Here is a 14674-nt window from a genome sequence, read left to right as displayed (position 1 = left end):
GTAACGCTCCCCCTGACGCCCTCAAGACCCGACCATGGCGGCCCTGCAGCCCTTCAGAATCCTGATCGCAGACGACAACGTCCATATGCGCAAGATCCTGACCGCGATTCTGCGGTCGGCGGGCGCCGAGATGATCCGCGAGACCGGCGACGGGGCCGAGGCGTTCAGCGCCCTCGCCCAGTTTCCCGCCGACCTGGCGCTGGTCGACTTCAACATGGCGCCGCTGGATGGCGTCGCCTTCACCCGGCTGGTGCGCAACAGCGCCGAGAGTCCAAACACCTTCCTGCCGATCATCATGATGACCGGGCACGCGGAACGGCGCCGGGTGCATGAGGCGCGCGACGCCGGGGTAAATGAGTTCGTGGTCAAGCCGCTGACCGCCCGCAGCGTCATGGCGCGGATCGAGGCGGTGGTGATGAAGCCGCGTCCGTTTATCCGCACGAACGACTACTTCGGCCCGTGCCGCCGCCGGGTCACCCGCCCGGACTACGCCGGGCCGTGGCGGCGCGCCGAGGACCAGCACTACGTCAATCTGGACTGAGGTCGGTCAGCCGGGCGTAGACGTGGTCCGGCCAGCGCTTGTGCACCCAGAACCAGTCAGCCGGCGCCTCGCGCACCCGCTGCTCAACGAAGCGCGTCACCGCCTGGACGCCCTGCCGGATGTCCTCCGACCGGTCGCCGCTGCCGCCGACCGCAATCGGCGGATGCACGGTCAGGCGGAAGCGCACCCCCGGCAGGCGGGTCACCGACAGCGGCTGCAGCACCGTGCCGAACTTCAGCGCCAGCCGTGTCGGCCCGGGCGCCGCGTTGACGGGATGGCCGAAGAACTCGACCTCGGGGCCTTCGGAGAACTTCTGGTCGTTCATGAGAGCCACGGACTCGCCGCGCTGCATTCCGGCGAGCAGCTCTCGCGCGCCATCCCCGCCCTTGGGCGCGAACAGGCGCACGCCGTAGCGGGCGCGGGCGGCCCGGATCTGGGCGTCGACATAGGGATTGTTGGCGGCGCGATAGGTGATCTGGCAGGGCACGCCGGCGGCGAGGATGCAGGCGGCCATGACCTCGAAATTGGCCAGGTGTCCGGAGACGAACACCACCGGCTGGCCGGAGTCGCGGATGGCGTGCAACCGCTCAAGCCCCTCGATCTCGATCCGCCCCGAGGCCGGGGTCAGCCGGTCCATCACCGCCGTCTCGGCGAAGGTGCGGCCTGTCTGCTCCCAAGCGTCGCGGGCCAGAGCCTCGCGCTCGGCCGACGGCATGTCCGGGAAGGCCAGCCGGAGGTTGCGGATCACCGTGCGGTGTGTCCCGGTGCGGGGGCCGAGCGCCCGCAACAGGCCGCCGCCGAAGGCCGAGGCGGCCTCCAGCCCGATCAGCCGCATCAGGCCGATGAACAGGGCGAAGCCGGCCGCCTCCAGCCGCCAGACCAGATCGCGGCGCAGCCCCGGCTTCACCATGCGATGGTGACGCCGCCGTCCACCACCAGGGTCTGGCCGGTCATGAAGGTCGAGGCTGGCGAGGCCAGGTAGACCGCCGCCCCGGCGATCTCGTCCGGCTGGCCGATCCGCTTCAGCGGCGCCGGCTCGGTAACGGTCTTGAGGATCTCGGGGTTCTCCCAGAGGTATTTGGCGAAGTCCGTCTGCACGAGGCCCGGCGCGATGCAGTTGACGCGCACGTTCGACGGTCCCCACTCCACGGCAAGGTTGCGGGCCAGCTGCATGTCGGCGGCCTTGGAGACGTTGTAGGCGCCGATCAGGGCGTTGCCGCGCAGCCCGCCGATCGACGAGACGATAATGATCGACCCGTCACGCCGCTCCAGCATCTGCGGCGCCGCCATCTGGATCAGCCAGTGGTTCGAGATGACGTTGTTCTGCAGGATCTTGTTGAACTGATCATCGGTGATGCCGCCCATCGGGCCGGCGTAGGGGTTGGACGCCGCGTTGCAGACGAGGATGTCGATCTTGCCGAAGGCGGCGTTGGTCTCGTCGACGAGCCGCTGCAGGTCGGCCTTCTCCGCGATGTTGGCCGGCACGGCGATGGCGCGGCCGGCCCCGTAGCGGGCGTTGATGTCGGCGGCCACCTCCTCGCAGGGGCCGGCTTTGCGCGACGAGATCACCACATGGGCCCCGTGCTCGGCGAGGCGCTCGGCGATAGCCTTGCCGATGCCCCGCGAGGAGCCGGTGATGACCGCCGACTTGCCGGTGAGATCGAAGAGCTGCATGGGTGGGCGTCCTTCCCTGACGTCAGTTCTGCTCGGCGCTGGCGGCCGGGTGATTCTCATCGGATACTGTCCCGAATCCTTTCGGGGAAGGCCCGACCTTCATTGATGCGTAGTCTGACCCATCTGGTCCTGTTCTGCTCCTACGTCTTCCTGTCGCTGACAGTGGGGGCCGCCTTGTGGCGCGCCGGTCTCGGCGGAGGCGCGGCGGTGGCGGGCGCACTGGGGGCCATGGGCACGCTCGGCGCGATGCACGGCTTTGTCGCCCAGGCGCTGAACGCACGCGCCCTGCGCCGGGACCTCGATCAGCTGCGCGAGGCGCACAGGTTGCTGGCCGATGCGCTGGACGCGACCCAGGGCGCCGTCACCGACCTCACCGACGCCATCGAGAAGGGCGCCCTGACCCAGACCGAGACCCTCACCGGCGAGGTGCGCATCCTGGAGGACCTGGTCCAGCAGATGAGCGACTCGATCGAGGCGCGTCTGGCGGTGGCCCCGCTGCAGGATCCGCGCAGCGCCGAGGGCCGCAAGCGCCAGCAGTCCAACGTCCTGCTGCAGACGGTGCACGAGGCCCTGACCGAGGGCCGGGTCGACCTTTACCTGCAGCCGGTGGTCACCCTGCCCCAGCGGCGGACCATCTTCTACGAGAGCTTCACCCGCCTGCGCGACGCCTCCGATCGCGTCATGATGCCGGCGGAGTATCTGTCGCTGGCCGAGGGCGAGGGCCTTCTGCCGGCCATCGACAACCTGCTGCTGTTCCGCTGCGCCCAGATCGTGCGGCGGCTGTCGCGGCAGGACCGCAAGGTGGGGGTGTTCTGCAACATTTCCCTGACCTCGCTGGGCGACGAGACCTTCTTCCCCGAGTTCCTCGCCTTCCTCAGCCAGAACCGCGACCTCGGCCAGTCGCTGATCTTCGAGCTGGGCCAGGCCACCTTCGACGCCCGCGGCGCAGTCGAGGCCCGCAACATGGCCAAGCTGGCCGACCTCGGCTTCCGCTTCTCGCTGGACAAGGTGCAGACGCTGGACCTCGACTTCGCCGACCTGCAGCGGTCGGACGTGCGCTTCATCAAGGTGGCGGCGGAACTGCTGATCGAACAGCTGCTCGACCTCGACGGCGCGGCCCCCCTGCCCTCCATGCCGGACATCCGGGCGGCCGACTTCGCCGCCCTGACCGAGCGCTACGGCGTTCAGCTGATCGCCGAGAAGGTCGAGACCGAGCGTCAGGTCATCGACATCCTCGAGCTCGATGTGGCCCTCGGCCAGGGCCACCTGTTCGGCGAGCCGCGCGCCATCAAGGAACAGGTGCTGGCGGAAACCGATCCGCCCTCGGACTTCCTGCGCTCCACCCTGCGCACCGCCGAACAGCGCCGCCGCTACGCCTGACCTCGACCGGGCCGTTCCGAGCCCCTATCTGCGCCCCATGACCCAGCTTTCCGCCCTCGAGGGCCTCGGCCGCATCGCCGCCGACTACGACATCCTGCTCTGCGACGTGTGGGGCGTGATCCACAACGGCCGGGAATCCTGGGCGGAGGCCTGCGACGCCCTGAGCCGCTTCAACACCGGCGGCGGTCATGTGGTGCTGATATCCAACTCGCCACGGCCGGCCAGCGATGTGGTGGCCCAGCTTGACGCCCTCGGCGTGCCGCGATCGGCCTGGCGCGGCTTCGTCACCTCGGGGGACGCGACCCGCGCCGAACTGGCCCGGCGCGCCCCCGGCCCCGCCTGGCTGATCGGTCCGCCGCGCGATGCGCCGCTGTACGCCGGCACCGGCGTGATCCCGACGCAGGACCCGGCCGAGGCGCACTTCATCTCGGTCACGGGCCCCGACAACGACGAGGTCGACACGCCGGAGGACTATCGCGACCGCCTCGCCCCCGCGGCGGCGCGTGGACTGGAGCTGATCTGCGCCAACCCGGACCGGGTGGTCCAGCGCGGCGACCGGCTGATCTACTGCGCCGGCGCGCTGGCCGACCTCTATGAATCGCTGGGCGGCCCGGTGGTCATGGCCGGCAAGCCGTTCGCCCCGATCTACGACCTCGCGCTGGCCGAGGCCAAACGTCTGACCGGCGGGCCGGTCGATCGCGCACGTATCCTCTGCATCGGCGACGGCGTGGTGACCGATGTGCTGGGGGCCAATGGGCAGGGGCTCGACTGCCTGTTCGTGGCCTCGGGCATCCATGGCGATCTGGCCCGCGGGGCCGATGGCCGGGTCGATGTGGCGCGCGCCGGCGCCCTGCTGGCGGCGGAAGGCGCCCATGCCCGCTACGCCCTGCTGGACCTCGTCTGGTGAGGCTCGCCAAGCCGGGCCGGGACCGCTAAAGCCCGGCCATGACCCAACTCGTCCACGCGCACCCCTCCGGCGGCTACATCCTGGAGGAGCTCCACGTCGGCATGGCCGCCGAGAAGATCGTGGACGTCACCGAGGACCGCATCCGGCTGTTCGCCGAGGCCTCGGACGACTTCAATCCGGTCCACCTGGACGAGGCCTATGCGGCCCGCACGGCCTATCGCGGCCGCATCGCCCACGGCCTGCTGTCGGCGGCCTTCGGCTCGGCCGTGGTCGGCACCATCCTGCCGGGCGCGGGCTCGATCTATGTCTCCCAGACCCTCGCCTTCCACTTCCCGGTGCGGATCGGCGACCAGGTCCTCATCCGCATCACGGTGATTTCGGTCGATCCGGAAAGCGCCCGGGTCGAGCTGAACTGCGAGGGCTTTGCGGGCGAGAAGATGGTGATGGACGGCATCGCCGTGGTGCGGGTCCCCCGCCGCCGGAAGCCGCAGAGCCGCTGAGCCCGCCGTGACGCGCCTCATCCGTCAATGGCAGGGCCTGCCCGACGATCTGCGCGGCAGCGCCGCCGCGCTCGGCGCCTTCGACGGCGTGCACCGGGGGCACCAGGCGGTGATCGCCACGGCGGCCGAGGCGGCGCGCCGGCTCGGACGTCCCCTGTCCGTGGTCAGTTTCGACCCGCACCCGCGCCGCTTCTTCCAGCCCGACGCCGCGCCGTTCCGGCTGATGACGCCCGACCAGATGGTGCGGGCGCTGGCGCCGCTCGGGGTCGAGACCCTGTTCCTCCTGCCGTTTGACGCCGACATGGCGGCGCTCGGACCGGAGGCGTTCGCCCGCGAGGTGCTGGCGCAGGGGCTGGGCCTGACCCACGCCGCCGTCGGCTTCGACTTCACCTACGGCAAGGGCCGCGCCGGCTCGCCGGAGTCGCTGGCCCGGGACGGCGCCGTCCACGGGTTCACGGTGGGTGTCTGCCCGCGCGTCGATGATCCGGACGGCCTGAAACTATCCTCCAGCGCCGTGCGCGAGGCCGTCCACGCCGGCGACATGGCCCGCGCCGCCGCCATCCTCGGTCGGCCCTTCGCCATCGCCGGCGAGGTCATCCATGGGGACAAGCGCGGACGCACCATCGGCGTGCCCACCGCCAATGTCGCGCTCGGCGACTACATGCGGCCCGCCTACGGGGTCTACGCTACCCGCACCCGCCTGGCCGACGGCCGGGTCCTGGACGGGGTCGCCAACCTCGGCGTGCGGCCGATGTATGCTCTGGAGACCCCGCTGCTGGAGGTCTGGCTGTTCGACTTCGACGGCGACCTCTACGGCCAGACGATCGAGACCGAACTGGTCGCCTTCCTGCGCGGCGAGGCCAAGCTCGACGGGCTCGACGCCCTCAAGGCCCAGATCGCTCGCGACGCGGAGGCGGCGCGCGCGGCGCTGGCGAAGGCGGGCTAACCGATCACCTCCAGCAGGCGCTCGGTCAGCGGGCGCTCGCCCTCCGGAATGACGTCCGCGACGCGCCACATCGGGCCCTCGCGCTCCAGCTTCATCAGCTGTCGCACCTCGCGGCCGTCGCGGGTGAAGACCACGCGGGCGTCAGCCTGATTGACCGCTGTCTCGGCGATCTCGACCGACTGCAGCACGATCTCCCCGTCCTGGCAGCCGCACACCGGGTCGAAGTTCAGGAACGGAACCCCGTCCCCGGCCTTGCGGGCGTCGGCCCCGATCATGGCGTTGAGCGTGCGGCCGTAGAGGGGCTCGCGCCCCGGCGGCGGGGTCTCGCCGGCCGGCAGCGGACTGGCCATGTCGTAGCGGGCGAACAGGGCGCGGACGAAGGGCTCGGGGCCTTGCTCGCCAGCGCGGTAAGCCGCTTGCCGGCGGTCAGCCGGCGCCGGCTCCGCCTGTTCGGCGGGCGCGGGGGCCTCGGCAGGCGGCGAGCAGGCCGCAGCGGCGGCGGCGATCAGGGCGGCGGCGATCAGGCGCTTCATGAGACCCTCCAGCTCAGGCCGGAAGGGCTAGCACCGGGCGCGGCCGGCGTGAACTGGCCCCCGATCAGGGATGGCGCGGGCCCGCCGCCCTCTGCTAGAGGCACGGGCATGTTCGTGAGCATCCGCCTGATCGGGATTCGCCGCCCGGCGTAGCGCCTCCGGGTCCGCCCCGCGCTCGCCGGGACCGCCGCCCTTCCCGATTTCCGCGACCCGAGACACCCCATGGCCGACGCCGATTCCACCGCCCCCGCCCGCGATTTCCGCGACACCGTCTTCCTGCCCGACACGCCGTTCCCGATGCGCGGCGGCCTGCCCCAGAAGGAGCCGCAGATCCTCGAGGCCTGGGGCGACCTGTACAGCGACCTGCGCCGCCGGCGGCAGGCGGAGGGCGCGCCCCTCTATGTGCTGCACGACGGCCCGCCCTACGCCAACGGCGACATCCATATCGGCCACGCCCTGAACAAGACGCTGAAGGACTTCGTCGTCCGCAGCCGCTTCCTGCTGGGCTATGACGTCGACTATGTGCCCGGCTGGGACTGCCACGGCCTGCCGATCGAGTGGAAGATCGAGGAGAAGTTCCGCGCCCAGGGCAAGCGCAAGGACGAGGTCTCCAAGGCCGCCTTCCGCGCCGCCTGCCGCGAGTACGCCGCCGGCTGGATCGATGTGCAGCGCGACCAGTTCAAGCGGCTGGGCGTGATCGGCGACTGGGACAACCGCTACGCCACCATGGACTTCGCCACCGAGGCGGCGATCGTGCGCGAGTTCCACAGGTTCAAGAGCTCGGGCCAGCTGTACCGCGGCTCCAAGCCGGTGATGTGGTCGCCGGTCGAGCGCACGGCCCTGGCCGAGGCCGAGATCGAGTACCACGAGCACGTCAGCCCGACGATCTGGGTAAAGTTCCCGGTCACCGGGGCCACCGACGACCATCCGGACGACCTGCTGGCCTTCCGCCACGCCACCCCCAGCGTGGTGATCTGGACCACCACGCCCTGGACCATCCCGGCCAACCGGGCGATCAGCTACGGCCCCGAGATCGCCTATGGCCTCTATGAGGTCCAGGCGATGGAGCAGGGCCTCGATTTCGAGCCCTGGGCGAAGCCGGGCGACCGGCTGATCGTGGCCGACAAGCTGGCCGAAGAGGTGTTCAAGGCGGCGAAGATCGCCACCTGGACGCGGGTCAGCGACCTGAACCCGTCCGGCCTCGAATGCGCCCACCCGCTGGCGGCGCTGCATCCGGGCTTCGGCTTCGCCGTGCCGCTGCTGGCCGGCGATCACGTCACCGACGACGCCGGCACCGGCTTCGTCCACACCGCCCCGGGCCACGGGGCCGACGACTATGAGGTGTGGAAGGCCCACGGCCACCACGAGGTGCCGGACACGGTCGATCCCGACGGCGCCTACTATCCGCACGTGCCCCTGTTCGCCGGCCTCAAGGTGCTGGAGACCGAGGGCAAGAAGACCGGCAAGTTCGCCGACGCCAACCCCGCGGTGGTGCAGAAGCTGATCGAGGCGGGAACCCTGCTGGCGCGCGGCCGTCTGGAGCATTCCTATCCGCACAGCTGGCGCTCCAAGGCCCCGGTGATCTTCCGCAACACGCCGCAGTGGTTCATCCGCATGGACAAGCCGCTGGGCGGCGACGACGGCGAGACCCTGCGCGAACTGGCCCTCAAGGCTATCGACCAGACCGCCTTCCACCCGGCCGGCGGGCGCAACCGCATCCGGTCGATGGTCGAGACCCGGCCCGACTGGCTGATCAGCCGCCAGCGCGCCTGGGGCACGCCCCTGGCCATGTTCGTCGACAAGCACACCGGCCAGCCGCTCAACGACCCCGAGGTCGACGCCCGCATCCTCAAGGCCATCGAGGCCGGCGGGGCCGACGCCTGGTTCGAGACCCCCGACGCCGACTTCCTCGGCGTGCACGACCCGGCCCAGTACGAGAAGGTCGAGGACATCCTCGACGTCTGGTTCGACTCCGGCTGCACCCACGCCTTCACCCTCGAGGGCCGCGCCGGCAGCCGCTGGCCCGCGGACCTGTATCTGGAAGGCTCGGACCAGCACCGCGGCTGGTTCCAGTCCAACCTGCTGGAAGGCTGCGGCACCCGCGGCCGCGCGCCCTACGAGGCGGTCCTGACGCACGGCTTCACGCTCGACGAGAACGGCGAGAAGATGTCGAAGTCGAAGGGCAACACCACCGACCCGGCGACCGTCATCAAGGAGTCCGGGGCCGACATCCTGCGGCTGTGGGTGGCGCTGGTCGACTATGCCGAGGACCAGCGGATCGGGAAGCAGATCCTGCAGACCACGGTCGATGCCTACCGCAAGCTGCGCAACACCGTGCGCTATCTGCTGGGGGCGCTGAACGGCTTCGACCATGCCGAGCGGCTGACCGACCTCGACCAGTTCCCGCCGCTGGAGCGCTACATCCTGCACCGGCTGTGGGAGCTCGACGGCCAGGTGCGCCGCGCCTACGAGACCTACCGCTTCCAGGACGTGGTGAGGCCGGTGCTGGAGTTCTGCGCCGGCGACCTGTCGGCCCTGTACTTCGACATCCGCAAGGACAGCCTCTACTGCGACCGGCCGGACTCGCTCCGCCGCCGCGCCTGCCGCACGGTGATGGACGAGGTCTTCACCCGCCTGACCGCCTGGCTGGCCCCCCTGACGCCCTTCACCATGGAAGAGGCCTGGACCACCCGCTTCCCCGAGGCCGGCAGCAACTGCGCCCGCGTCATTCCGGACACCCCGGCGGCCTGGGAGAACCCGGCCGAGGCGGCGCGGTGGGCGACCATCGACGGCGTGCTGGAGGTGGTCAACGAGGCGCTGGAGGCGGCGCGGCGCGACAAGCGCATCGGCGGGGCGCTCGACGCCTGGCCGACTGTCACCCTGCCCGCCGACGCCCTCGCCGCCTTCGAGGGGCTGGACGCCGCCGAGGTGTTCCGCACCTCGGGCGCCGAACTGGTCGCCGGCGACGCCATCGCCGTCGAGGTCGCCGTCGCCGACCATCCGAAGTGCGCCCGCTCCTGGCGCCGGGTGCCGGACGTCGGCGCCGACCCCGACTACCCCGAGCTCTCCGCCCGCGACGCGGATGCGGTGCGGTATCTGGAGGGGCGGGGGTAAGCCTTCCCTCTCCCATAGGGAGAGGGCTTGAGGCTCCAGGAGCGCAGCGACTGGAAAAGCCGAAAGGGTGAGGGGTTACCTGGGCGGCCGTCCGTGCCCCGACTTCCCGCAAGGTGCGCCTGCGCCGCGGGCCGCACCCCTCCTCCCCCGCTTGCGGGGGAGGGGGACCGCCGAAGGCGGTGGAGGGGGCAAGGGACGAAGCGCGGCGCTTGCGGTCGCCCCCTCCACCCTCCTTCGCCCTTCGGGCTCCGGACGGTCCCCCTCCCCCATACGCTTCGCTATGGGGGAGGAGAGAAAAGTCCCACCCCGTCGTAACCCCTCACCCTTTCGCGCCAGAACGACGGCTGCGCCGCCGTGCGCTCAAGCCCTCTCCCGCCGGGAGAGGGAGGGCAGACATGTTTGCCTACAGCGGAATGTTATCGTGCTTCTTCCACGGGTTCTCGACGTGCTTGGTCTTCAGCGTGCGTAGCGCCCGGATCAGCCGCCGGCGGGTGCCGTGGGGCATGATGACGTCGTCGATGTAGCCGAGCTTCGCCGCCACGAAGGGGTTGGCGAAGCGCGCCTTGTACTCGGCCTCGCGGGCGGCCAGGGCTTCGGGGTCGCCGGCCTCCTTGCGGAAGATGATCTCGACCGCGCCCTTGGCGCCCATGACGGCGATCTCGGCCGAGGGCCAGGCGTAGTTGACGTCGCCGCGCAGGTGCTTGGAGCTCATCACGTCATAGGCGCCGCCATAGGCCTTGCGAGTGATGACGGTCAGCTTGGGCACCGTGGCCTCGGCGTAGGCGAACAGCAGCTTGGCGCCGTGCTTGATCAGCCCGCCGTACTCCTGGCGCGTCCCCGGCATGAAGCCCGGCACGTCGACGAAGGTCACCAGCGGGATGTGGAAGGCGTCGCAGAACCGCACGAAGCGCGCGGCCTTGCGGCTGGAGTCGATGTCCAGCACCCCGGCCAGCACCTGCGGCTGGTTGGCGACGACGCCCACGGTCTGGCCGTCCAGCCGCCCGAAGCCGGTGATGATGTTCTTCGCGTAGTCGGCTGAAATCTCGAAGAAGTCGGCCTCGTCCACGACCTTCAGGATCAGCTCCTTCATGTCGTAGGGCTGGTTCGGATTGGCCGGGATCAGGGTGTCGAGGCTGTCCTCGTCGCGGTCCGGGTCGTCGTAGCTGTCGCGCACCGGCGGGCGGTCGCGGTTGCTGAGCGGCAGGAAGCCCACCAGGCGGCGCACTTCCGCCAGCGCCTCCAGGTCGTTCTCGAAGGCGCCCTCGGCCACCCCCGACTTGCCGGCGTGCACCCGGGCCCCGCCCAGGTCCTCGTGGCTGACCACCTCGTTGGTCACCGTCTTCACCACATCCGGGCCGGTGACATACATGTAGGAGGTGTCCTTCACCATGAAGATGAAGTCGGTGATGGCCGGCGAATAGACGTCGCCGCCGGCGCACGGCCCCATGATGACGCTGATCTGCGGGATCACGCCCGAGGCCAGGGTGTTCTGCAGGAAGATGTCGGCATAGCCGGCGAGGCTCTCGACACCCTCCTGGATGCGCGCGCCGCCGGCGTCGAACAGGCCGATGATCGGCGCCCCGCTGGTCAGGGCCATCTTCTGGATCTTGACGATCTTGGCCGCGTGCGCGCCCGAAAGAGAGCCGCCGAAGACCGTGAAATCCTTGGAGAAGACATAGACAAGCCTTCCCCTGATCGTGCCGCGGCCGGTGACCACCCCGTCGCCCGGGATGCGCTGGGCCTCCATGCCGAAGTCCGTGCAGCGGTGCTCCACGAACATGTCGGTCTCCTCGAACGATCCCTCGTCGAGCAGCACGGCGATGCGTTCGCGGGCGGTCAGCTTGCCCTTGGCGTGCTGGGCGGCGATGCGCGCTTCGCCGCCACCGAGTTTCGCCGCCGCACGGCGGGCTTCGAGCTGGTCGAGGATGTCTTGCATGGGCGTCTCCCTGTGCCGCGAGGCTTAAGGAGGGGCGCCGCCGGTGGCAAGGCGGGAGGGGCGCGGGGGCCGGTGAACAGTGCCAGTGCTAGTGAGCGAGGGGTGGGCACATCGTACGCTGCGGGCCAAGGTTCACGTCCTGCTCACTGACACCAGCACTGTTCACCCGGGCCGCAGCCGTTCAGCCGCCTGTCAGGCCGGCGAGGCGCTGGAGCTCGGCGACATGGGCGGCGAAAGCCTTGCGGCCCGCGGCGGTGAGGCTCAGCCAGGTGCGCTGTCGCCCCGCCTGCGTCGCCTTGCGCACCGCCACATAGCCCGCCTCCTCCAGCTGCTTCAGGTGTTTGGAAAGCACCGAGTCCGACACCTCCAGGGTCTCGCGGAGGAAGGCGAACTCGGCATCCTCCACCCCGGTCAGCAGGGCGCAGATCTGCAGGCGGCCGGGCGCGTGGATGACCGCATCGAAGACCGGGACGTTCATCGGGCGCCCGCGACGACCGAGCGACGGTAGGCCCGCATCCACAGGCTGTTCGCCACGAAGGTGAGCGGGAAGGCCGCGACCACCGCCACCCACGACGTCCAGTCGGGCGTGCCGAACAGGCGCGGCGACATGGCGACGGTGATCAGTCCCATGAGGACGAGGCCCAGCGCCAGACCCGCACCCATGGCTCCCGCCGACAGCTGCGGCCGAGCCTGCCAGCCGCTGTCGGCGACATTCCGGCGGGCGACCATGATCACCCCGACGGCCAGCATGGCCGCGAGGGGGACCGCCACCGAGGCGGGGACGGCGAACACGCCGACCAGCCCGGTCATCAGGCCGGCGTGCATCAGCTGCCGGCCAAGGGGATAGGCGAGCCGACCCGCCGTGGCGGACCGGGTCTGCGCGATGCTCGCGAGCGCCTCGTGGGGGGTGGGATCCTGGGTCATGCCGGCCTCTCTTTCCAATGCGGAAAATGTATCACGGCTTTCCAGCTCGGCAAGTTACAATTTGCCAATGTGGAAAGTGAGAGTCTGCAGGCGCTGCGCGTCAGCCCCCTCCACCACGCTACGCGTGGTCCCCCTCCCCCTGCGGGGAAGGAATGGGTCACACGACGTTGCTCACCCCTTGCTCACTGGCACTGTCACTGCTCACGCCAGTCCCCGGAACCACCGTCCCAGCAGGACCGCCTCGGCGCGGCGGGCGGCGGTGCGTTCCGCCGCCTCGGCGTCGACGCCCCACTGGCGCTCCTGGTGATCCTCCTCCAGCCGGCTGAGGTCGAAGGCGGCGTCGGCGTCCAGCGTGCCACGCTGCAGGGCCAGGGCCAGCACCGCCGAGCCGAGCAGCGGCGTGGCCAGCGCCAGGGCGGCGAGGCCGAAGTCGTCGAGCGCCAGCGCCAGCTCCCGCACCCGGGCCAGCGCCGCCGGGTCCTGGGCCCGGTGCACGATGCCCTCGGCCGGGACCAGCGTCACGCCCAGCTCCCGCGCCGCCCAGTCGCGCCAGGGGGCCCACTCGCGCGCCTGTCGCTCAACCAGGCTTGAGGGTCCCTCGGCCAGGTAGCAGAGGGCGTCGGAGCCGGCGTAGGCGGCGATCTCGTCCGCCGTCTCGGCCCGCACCGCCGGGATCCGGTCGATGGCGGTGAAGGCCAGCCGGGTCGCCGGCATCGTCGCGGGGTCGACCAGCTCGCCCACCGCCGCCCATTCCTCCGCAGAGATCCGCGCCAGCGCCTCGGTCGGCAGCACCAGCCCGGCCTTCGCCGGCGACTTCGGGATCCGCCCGTCGAGGGTCACGGCGAAGCCGCCGTCGCGGGGAACGACATCCACCGCCGTCCAGAAGCGGCGCGGACGGTCGGGAGCGAACTCGGTGAAGCGGGAAGGCGGGGCGCGATCGGTCATGCCGCGCCCTATAGATCAGCCGCCGAGCGCGCGCAGCACCTCGCGGACGTCATAGGCGTTGCGCCGGTCAGGCCGCGGGCCGCGGCCGATCAGGATCTCGAGCGTGGTCGAGGTCGGCTGCGGCCCGGACAGGTTCAGCCCGACGCCCACACCGACGCCCGAGCTGGACCAGCCGCCGTAGCGGCCGGAGCCCGCCCCGATCGAAACGGACGGGCGCACCCCGCCGGCGCTGTCGGGCCGACCGTCGATGTAGCGCTGCGTCACCTCGAACCAGTCGGCGCCCTGGGCGAGGGTCAGTTCGGCGGCGCGGCGCAGGGCCAGATCCGCCACCGGCCCGGGCGCGCCGACGCCGTTATAGGTGACCCGGAAACGGTCGGCCTCGATGCGCTGCTCGACGAAGCCCTGCCCGCCCGGCCGAACCTGCGGGCCGTAGGGGGCGAGGCTGGCGCAGCCGGCGAGCGACAGGGCGAGGACGGCGGCGGCGATCAGGGTGGGGCGCATGGCGAAGCTCCTTCCCTTGCCAAGCGTCAGGGCGCGACAGCGGTTCCCGCCAGCCCCGCCGCCGTCAGCAGGCGGGCGAAGTCCTCCGGCGGCGGGGCCTCGACGGTGCGGCTGCCGCCCTCGGGATGCGGGAAGGTCAGGGCCGCCGCATGCAGCATCAGCCGCGGCGCGGCCTGACCGGCGAAGGTCAGGGCTCCGCCGTAGCGGGCGTCACCGACCAGCGGCCGGCCGATCGCCGCCATATGCACCCGCAGCTGGTGCATGCGGCCGGTGACGGGGCTGAGCTCGACCAGCGCCCCGTCCGGCCCCGCCGACAGGGTGCGGTAGAGGCTGCTCGCCACCTGCGCCCCGGGCGCCTCGGCCGTCGCCACCCGCATGTAGCTTTCCCGCCCGATCTCCTCGCGCCGCAGCGGCAGGTCGATGCGGCCGGCCGCCGGCTCGGGCGCGGTGGAGACGAGCGCGAGGTAGGTCTTGCGCAGCTTGCGCGCCTGGATGGCCTTGCCGAGGAAACCGGCCGCCGGCTTGGTCTTCGCCGCGAGGATGACGCCGGAGGTATCCCGGTCCAGCCGGTGCACCAGCTCGGGCCGCTTGCCGTTGGAACGGGCGAAGGCCCACAGCAGGTCGTCCAGCGTGTGGGCGCGGATCCGCCCGCCCTGACTGGACAGGCCGGCGGGCTTGGCGAAGGCGATCACCGCCGCGTCCTCGTGGAGCACCCACGAGCGTACGGCGGCGATCTCTTCAGGCGTCAGCTGGACGGGGGTGCGGGCGGTCAC

At 71.1% G+C, this 14674-nt stretch carries 15 protein-coding genes; 6 read left to right on the top strand and 9 right to left on the bottom strand.

The window, feature by feature from the left end:
* Positions 1-34 precede the first annotated feature (34 nt).
* On the top strand, positions 35-541 hold the full coding sequence (locus VGN74_RS04750) for a response regulator (RefSeq protein WP_327446214.1): 507 nt from the start codon (positions 35-37) through the stop codon (positions 539-541).
* Here VGN74_RS04750 and VGN74_RS04745 read toward each other — a convergent pair.
* Positions 528-1451, bottom strand: a complete 924-nt coding sequence (locus VGN74_RS04745; protein ID WP_327446213.1) for a lysophospholipid acyltransferase family protein — start codon at positions 1449-1451, stop codon at positions 528-530. The genes VGN74_RS04750 and VGN74_RS04745 overlap by 14 nt on opposite strands.
* Positions 1445-2215, bottom strand: a complete 771-nt coding sequence (locus VGN74_RS04740) for an SDR family oxidoreductase (RefSeq protein ID WP_327446212.1) — start codon at positions 2213-2215, stop codon at positions 1445-1447. Before VGN74_RS04740 ends, VGN74_RS04745 begins: the two co-directional genes overlap by 7 nt.
* A gap of 105 nt (positions 2216-2320) precedes the next feature.
* Between VGN74_RS04740 and VGN74_RS04735 the strand changes: the two genes are divergently transcribed.
* From VGN74_RS04735 to VGN74_RS04720, 4 genes are read left to right on the top strand one after another with little or no spacing between them, the layout of a single operon-like run.
* The gene (locus VGN74_RS04735) at positions 2321-3595 is read left to right on the top strand and encodes an EAL domain-containing protein (protein ID WP_327446211.1); all 1275 of its coding nucleotides are present in this window, start codon (positions 2321-2323) and stop codon (positions 3593-3595) included.
* A 37-nt stretch (positions 3596-3632) separates the two neighbouring features.
* Positions 3633-4502 (top strand): TIGR01459 family HAD-type hydrolase, encoded by an 870-nt coding sequence (locus tag VGN74_RS04730; protein WP_327446210.1) that lies wholly within the window; start codon positions 3633-3635, stop codon positions 4500-4502.
* A 38-nt stretch (positions 4503-4540) separates the two neighbouring features.
* Entirely contained in the window at positions 4541-5002 is a 462-nt protein-coding gene (locus tag VGN74_RS04725; protein ID WP_327446209.1) for a MaoC family dehydratase, read from the top strand.
* A 7-nt stretch (positions 5003-5009) separates the two neighbouring features.
* Positions 5010-5948 (top strand): bifunctional riboflavin kinase/FAD synthetase, encoded by a 939-nt coding sequence (locus VGN74_RS04720; RefSeq protein ID WP_327446208.1) that lies wholly within the window; start codon positions 5010-5012, stop codon positions 5946-5948.
* Here VGN74_RS04720 and VGN74_RS04715 read toward each other — a convergent pair.
* Complete coding sequence (locus VGN74_RS04715; protein ID WP_327446207.1) at positions 5945-6481, bottom strand: DUF3828 domain-containing protein; 537 nt, start codon at positions 6479-6481, stop codon at positions 5945-5947. The genes VGN74_RS04720 and VGN74_RS04715 overlap by 4 nt on opposite strands.
* A 222-nt stretch (positions 6482-6703) precedes the next feature.
* Between VGN74_RS04715 and ileS the strand changes: the two genes are divergently transcribed.
* Positions 6704-9595 (top strand): isoleucine--tRNA ligase, encoded by a 2892-nt coding sequence (ileS, locus tag VGN74_RS04710; protein ID WP_327446206.1) that lies wholly within the window; start codon positions 6704-6706, stop codon positions 9593-9595.
* 403 nt (positions 9596-9998) lie between these two features.
* On the opposite strand, the gene VGN74_RS04705 is transcribed toward ileS, so the two are convergent.
* The 6 genes from VGN74_RS04705 to VGN74_RS04680 form a co-directional block, all read right to left on the bottom strand.
* On the bottom strand, positions 9999-11531 hold the full coding sequence (locus tag VGN74_RS04705; protein WP_327446205.1) for an acyl-CoA carboxylase subunit beta: 1533 nt from the start codon (positions 11529-11531) through the stop codon (positions 9999-10001).
* A gap of 181 nt (positions 11532-11712) precedes the next feature.
* On the bottom strand, positions 11713-12009 hold the full coding sequence (locus tag VGN74_RS04700; RefSeq protein ID WP_327446204.1) for a transcriptional regulator: 297 nt from the start codon (positions 12007-12009) through the stop codon (positions 11713-11715).
* Positions 12006-12455, bottom strand: a complete 450-nt coding sequence (locus tag VGN74_RS04695; RefSeq protein WP_327446203.1) for a hypothetical protein — start codon at positions 12453-12455, stop codon at positions 12006-12008. The genes VGN74_RS04700 and VGN74_RS04695 overlap by 4 nt, the downstream gene beginning before the upstream one ends.
* A gap of 201 nt (positions 12456-12656) precedes the next feature.
* Positions 12657-13400, bottom strand: coding sequence for an ATP12 family chaperone protein (locus VGN74_RS04690; protein WP_327446202.1), 744 nt, complete (start codon positions 13398-13400; stop codon positions 12657-12659).
* A 15-nt stretch (positions 13401-13415) separates the two neighbouring features.
* A complete protein-coding gene (locus tag VGN74_RS04685) occupies positions 13416-13901 on the bottom strand; it encodes a CC0125/CC1285 family lipoprotein (RefSeq protein WP_327446201.1) in 486 nt (161 codons plus the stop codon).
* A 26-nt stretch (positions 13902-13927) separates the two neighbouring features.
* A complete protein-coding gene (locus VGN74_RS04680; RefSeq protein ID WP_327446200.1) occupies positions 13928-14674 on the bottom strand; it encodes an RluA family pseudouridine synthase in 747 nt (248 codons plus the stop codon).

The sequence above is a fragment of the Brevundimonas sp. genome, assembly GCF_035998205.1.
In the GTDB taxonomy this organism is placed as follows: Bacteria; Pseudomonadota; Alphaproteobacteria; order Caulobacterales; family Caulobacteraceae; genus Brevundimonas.
Note: the sequence above shows the minus strand (reverse complement) of the source record. Positions and strands in the feature narration are given on the sequence as shown.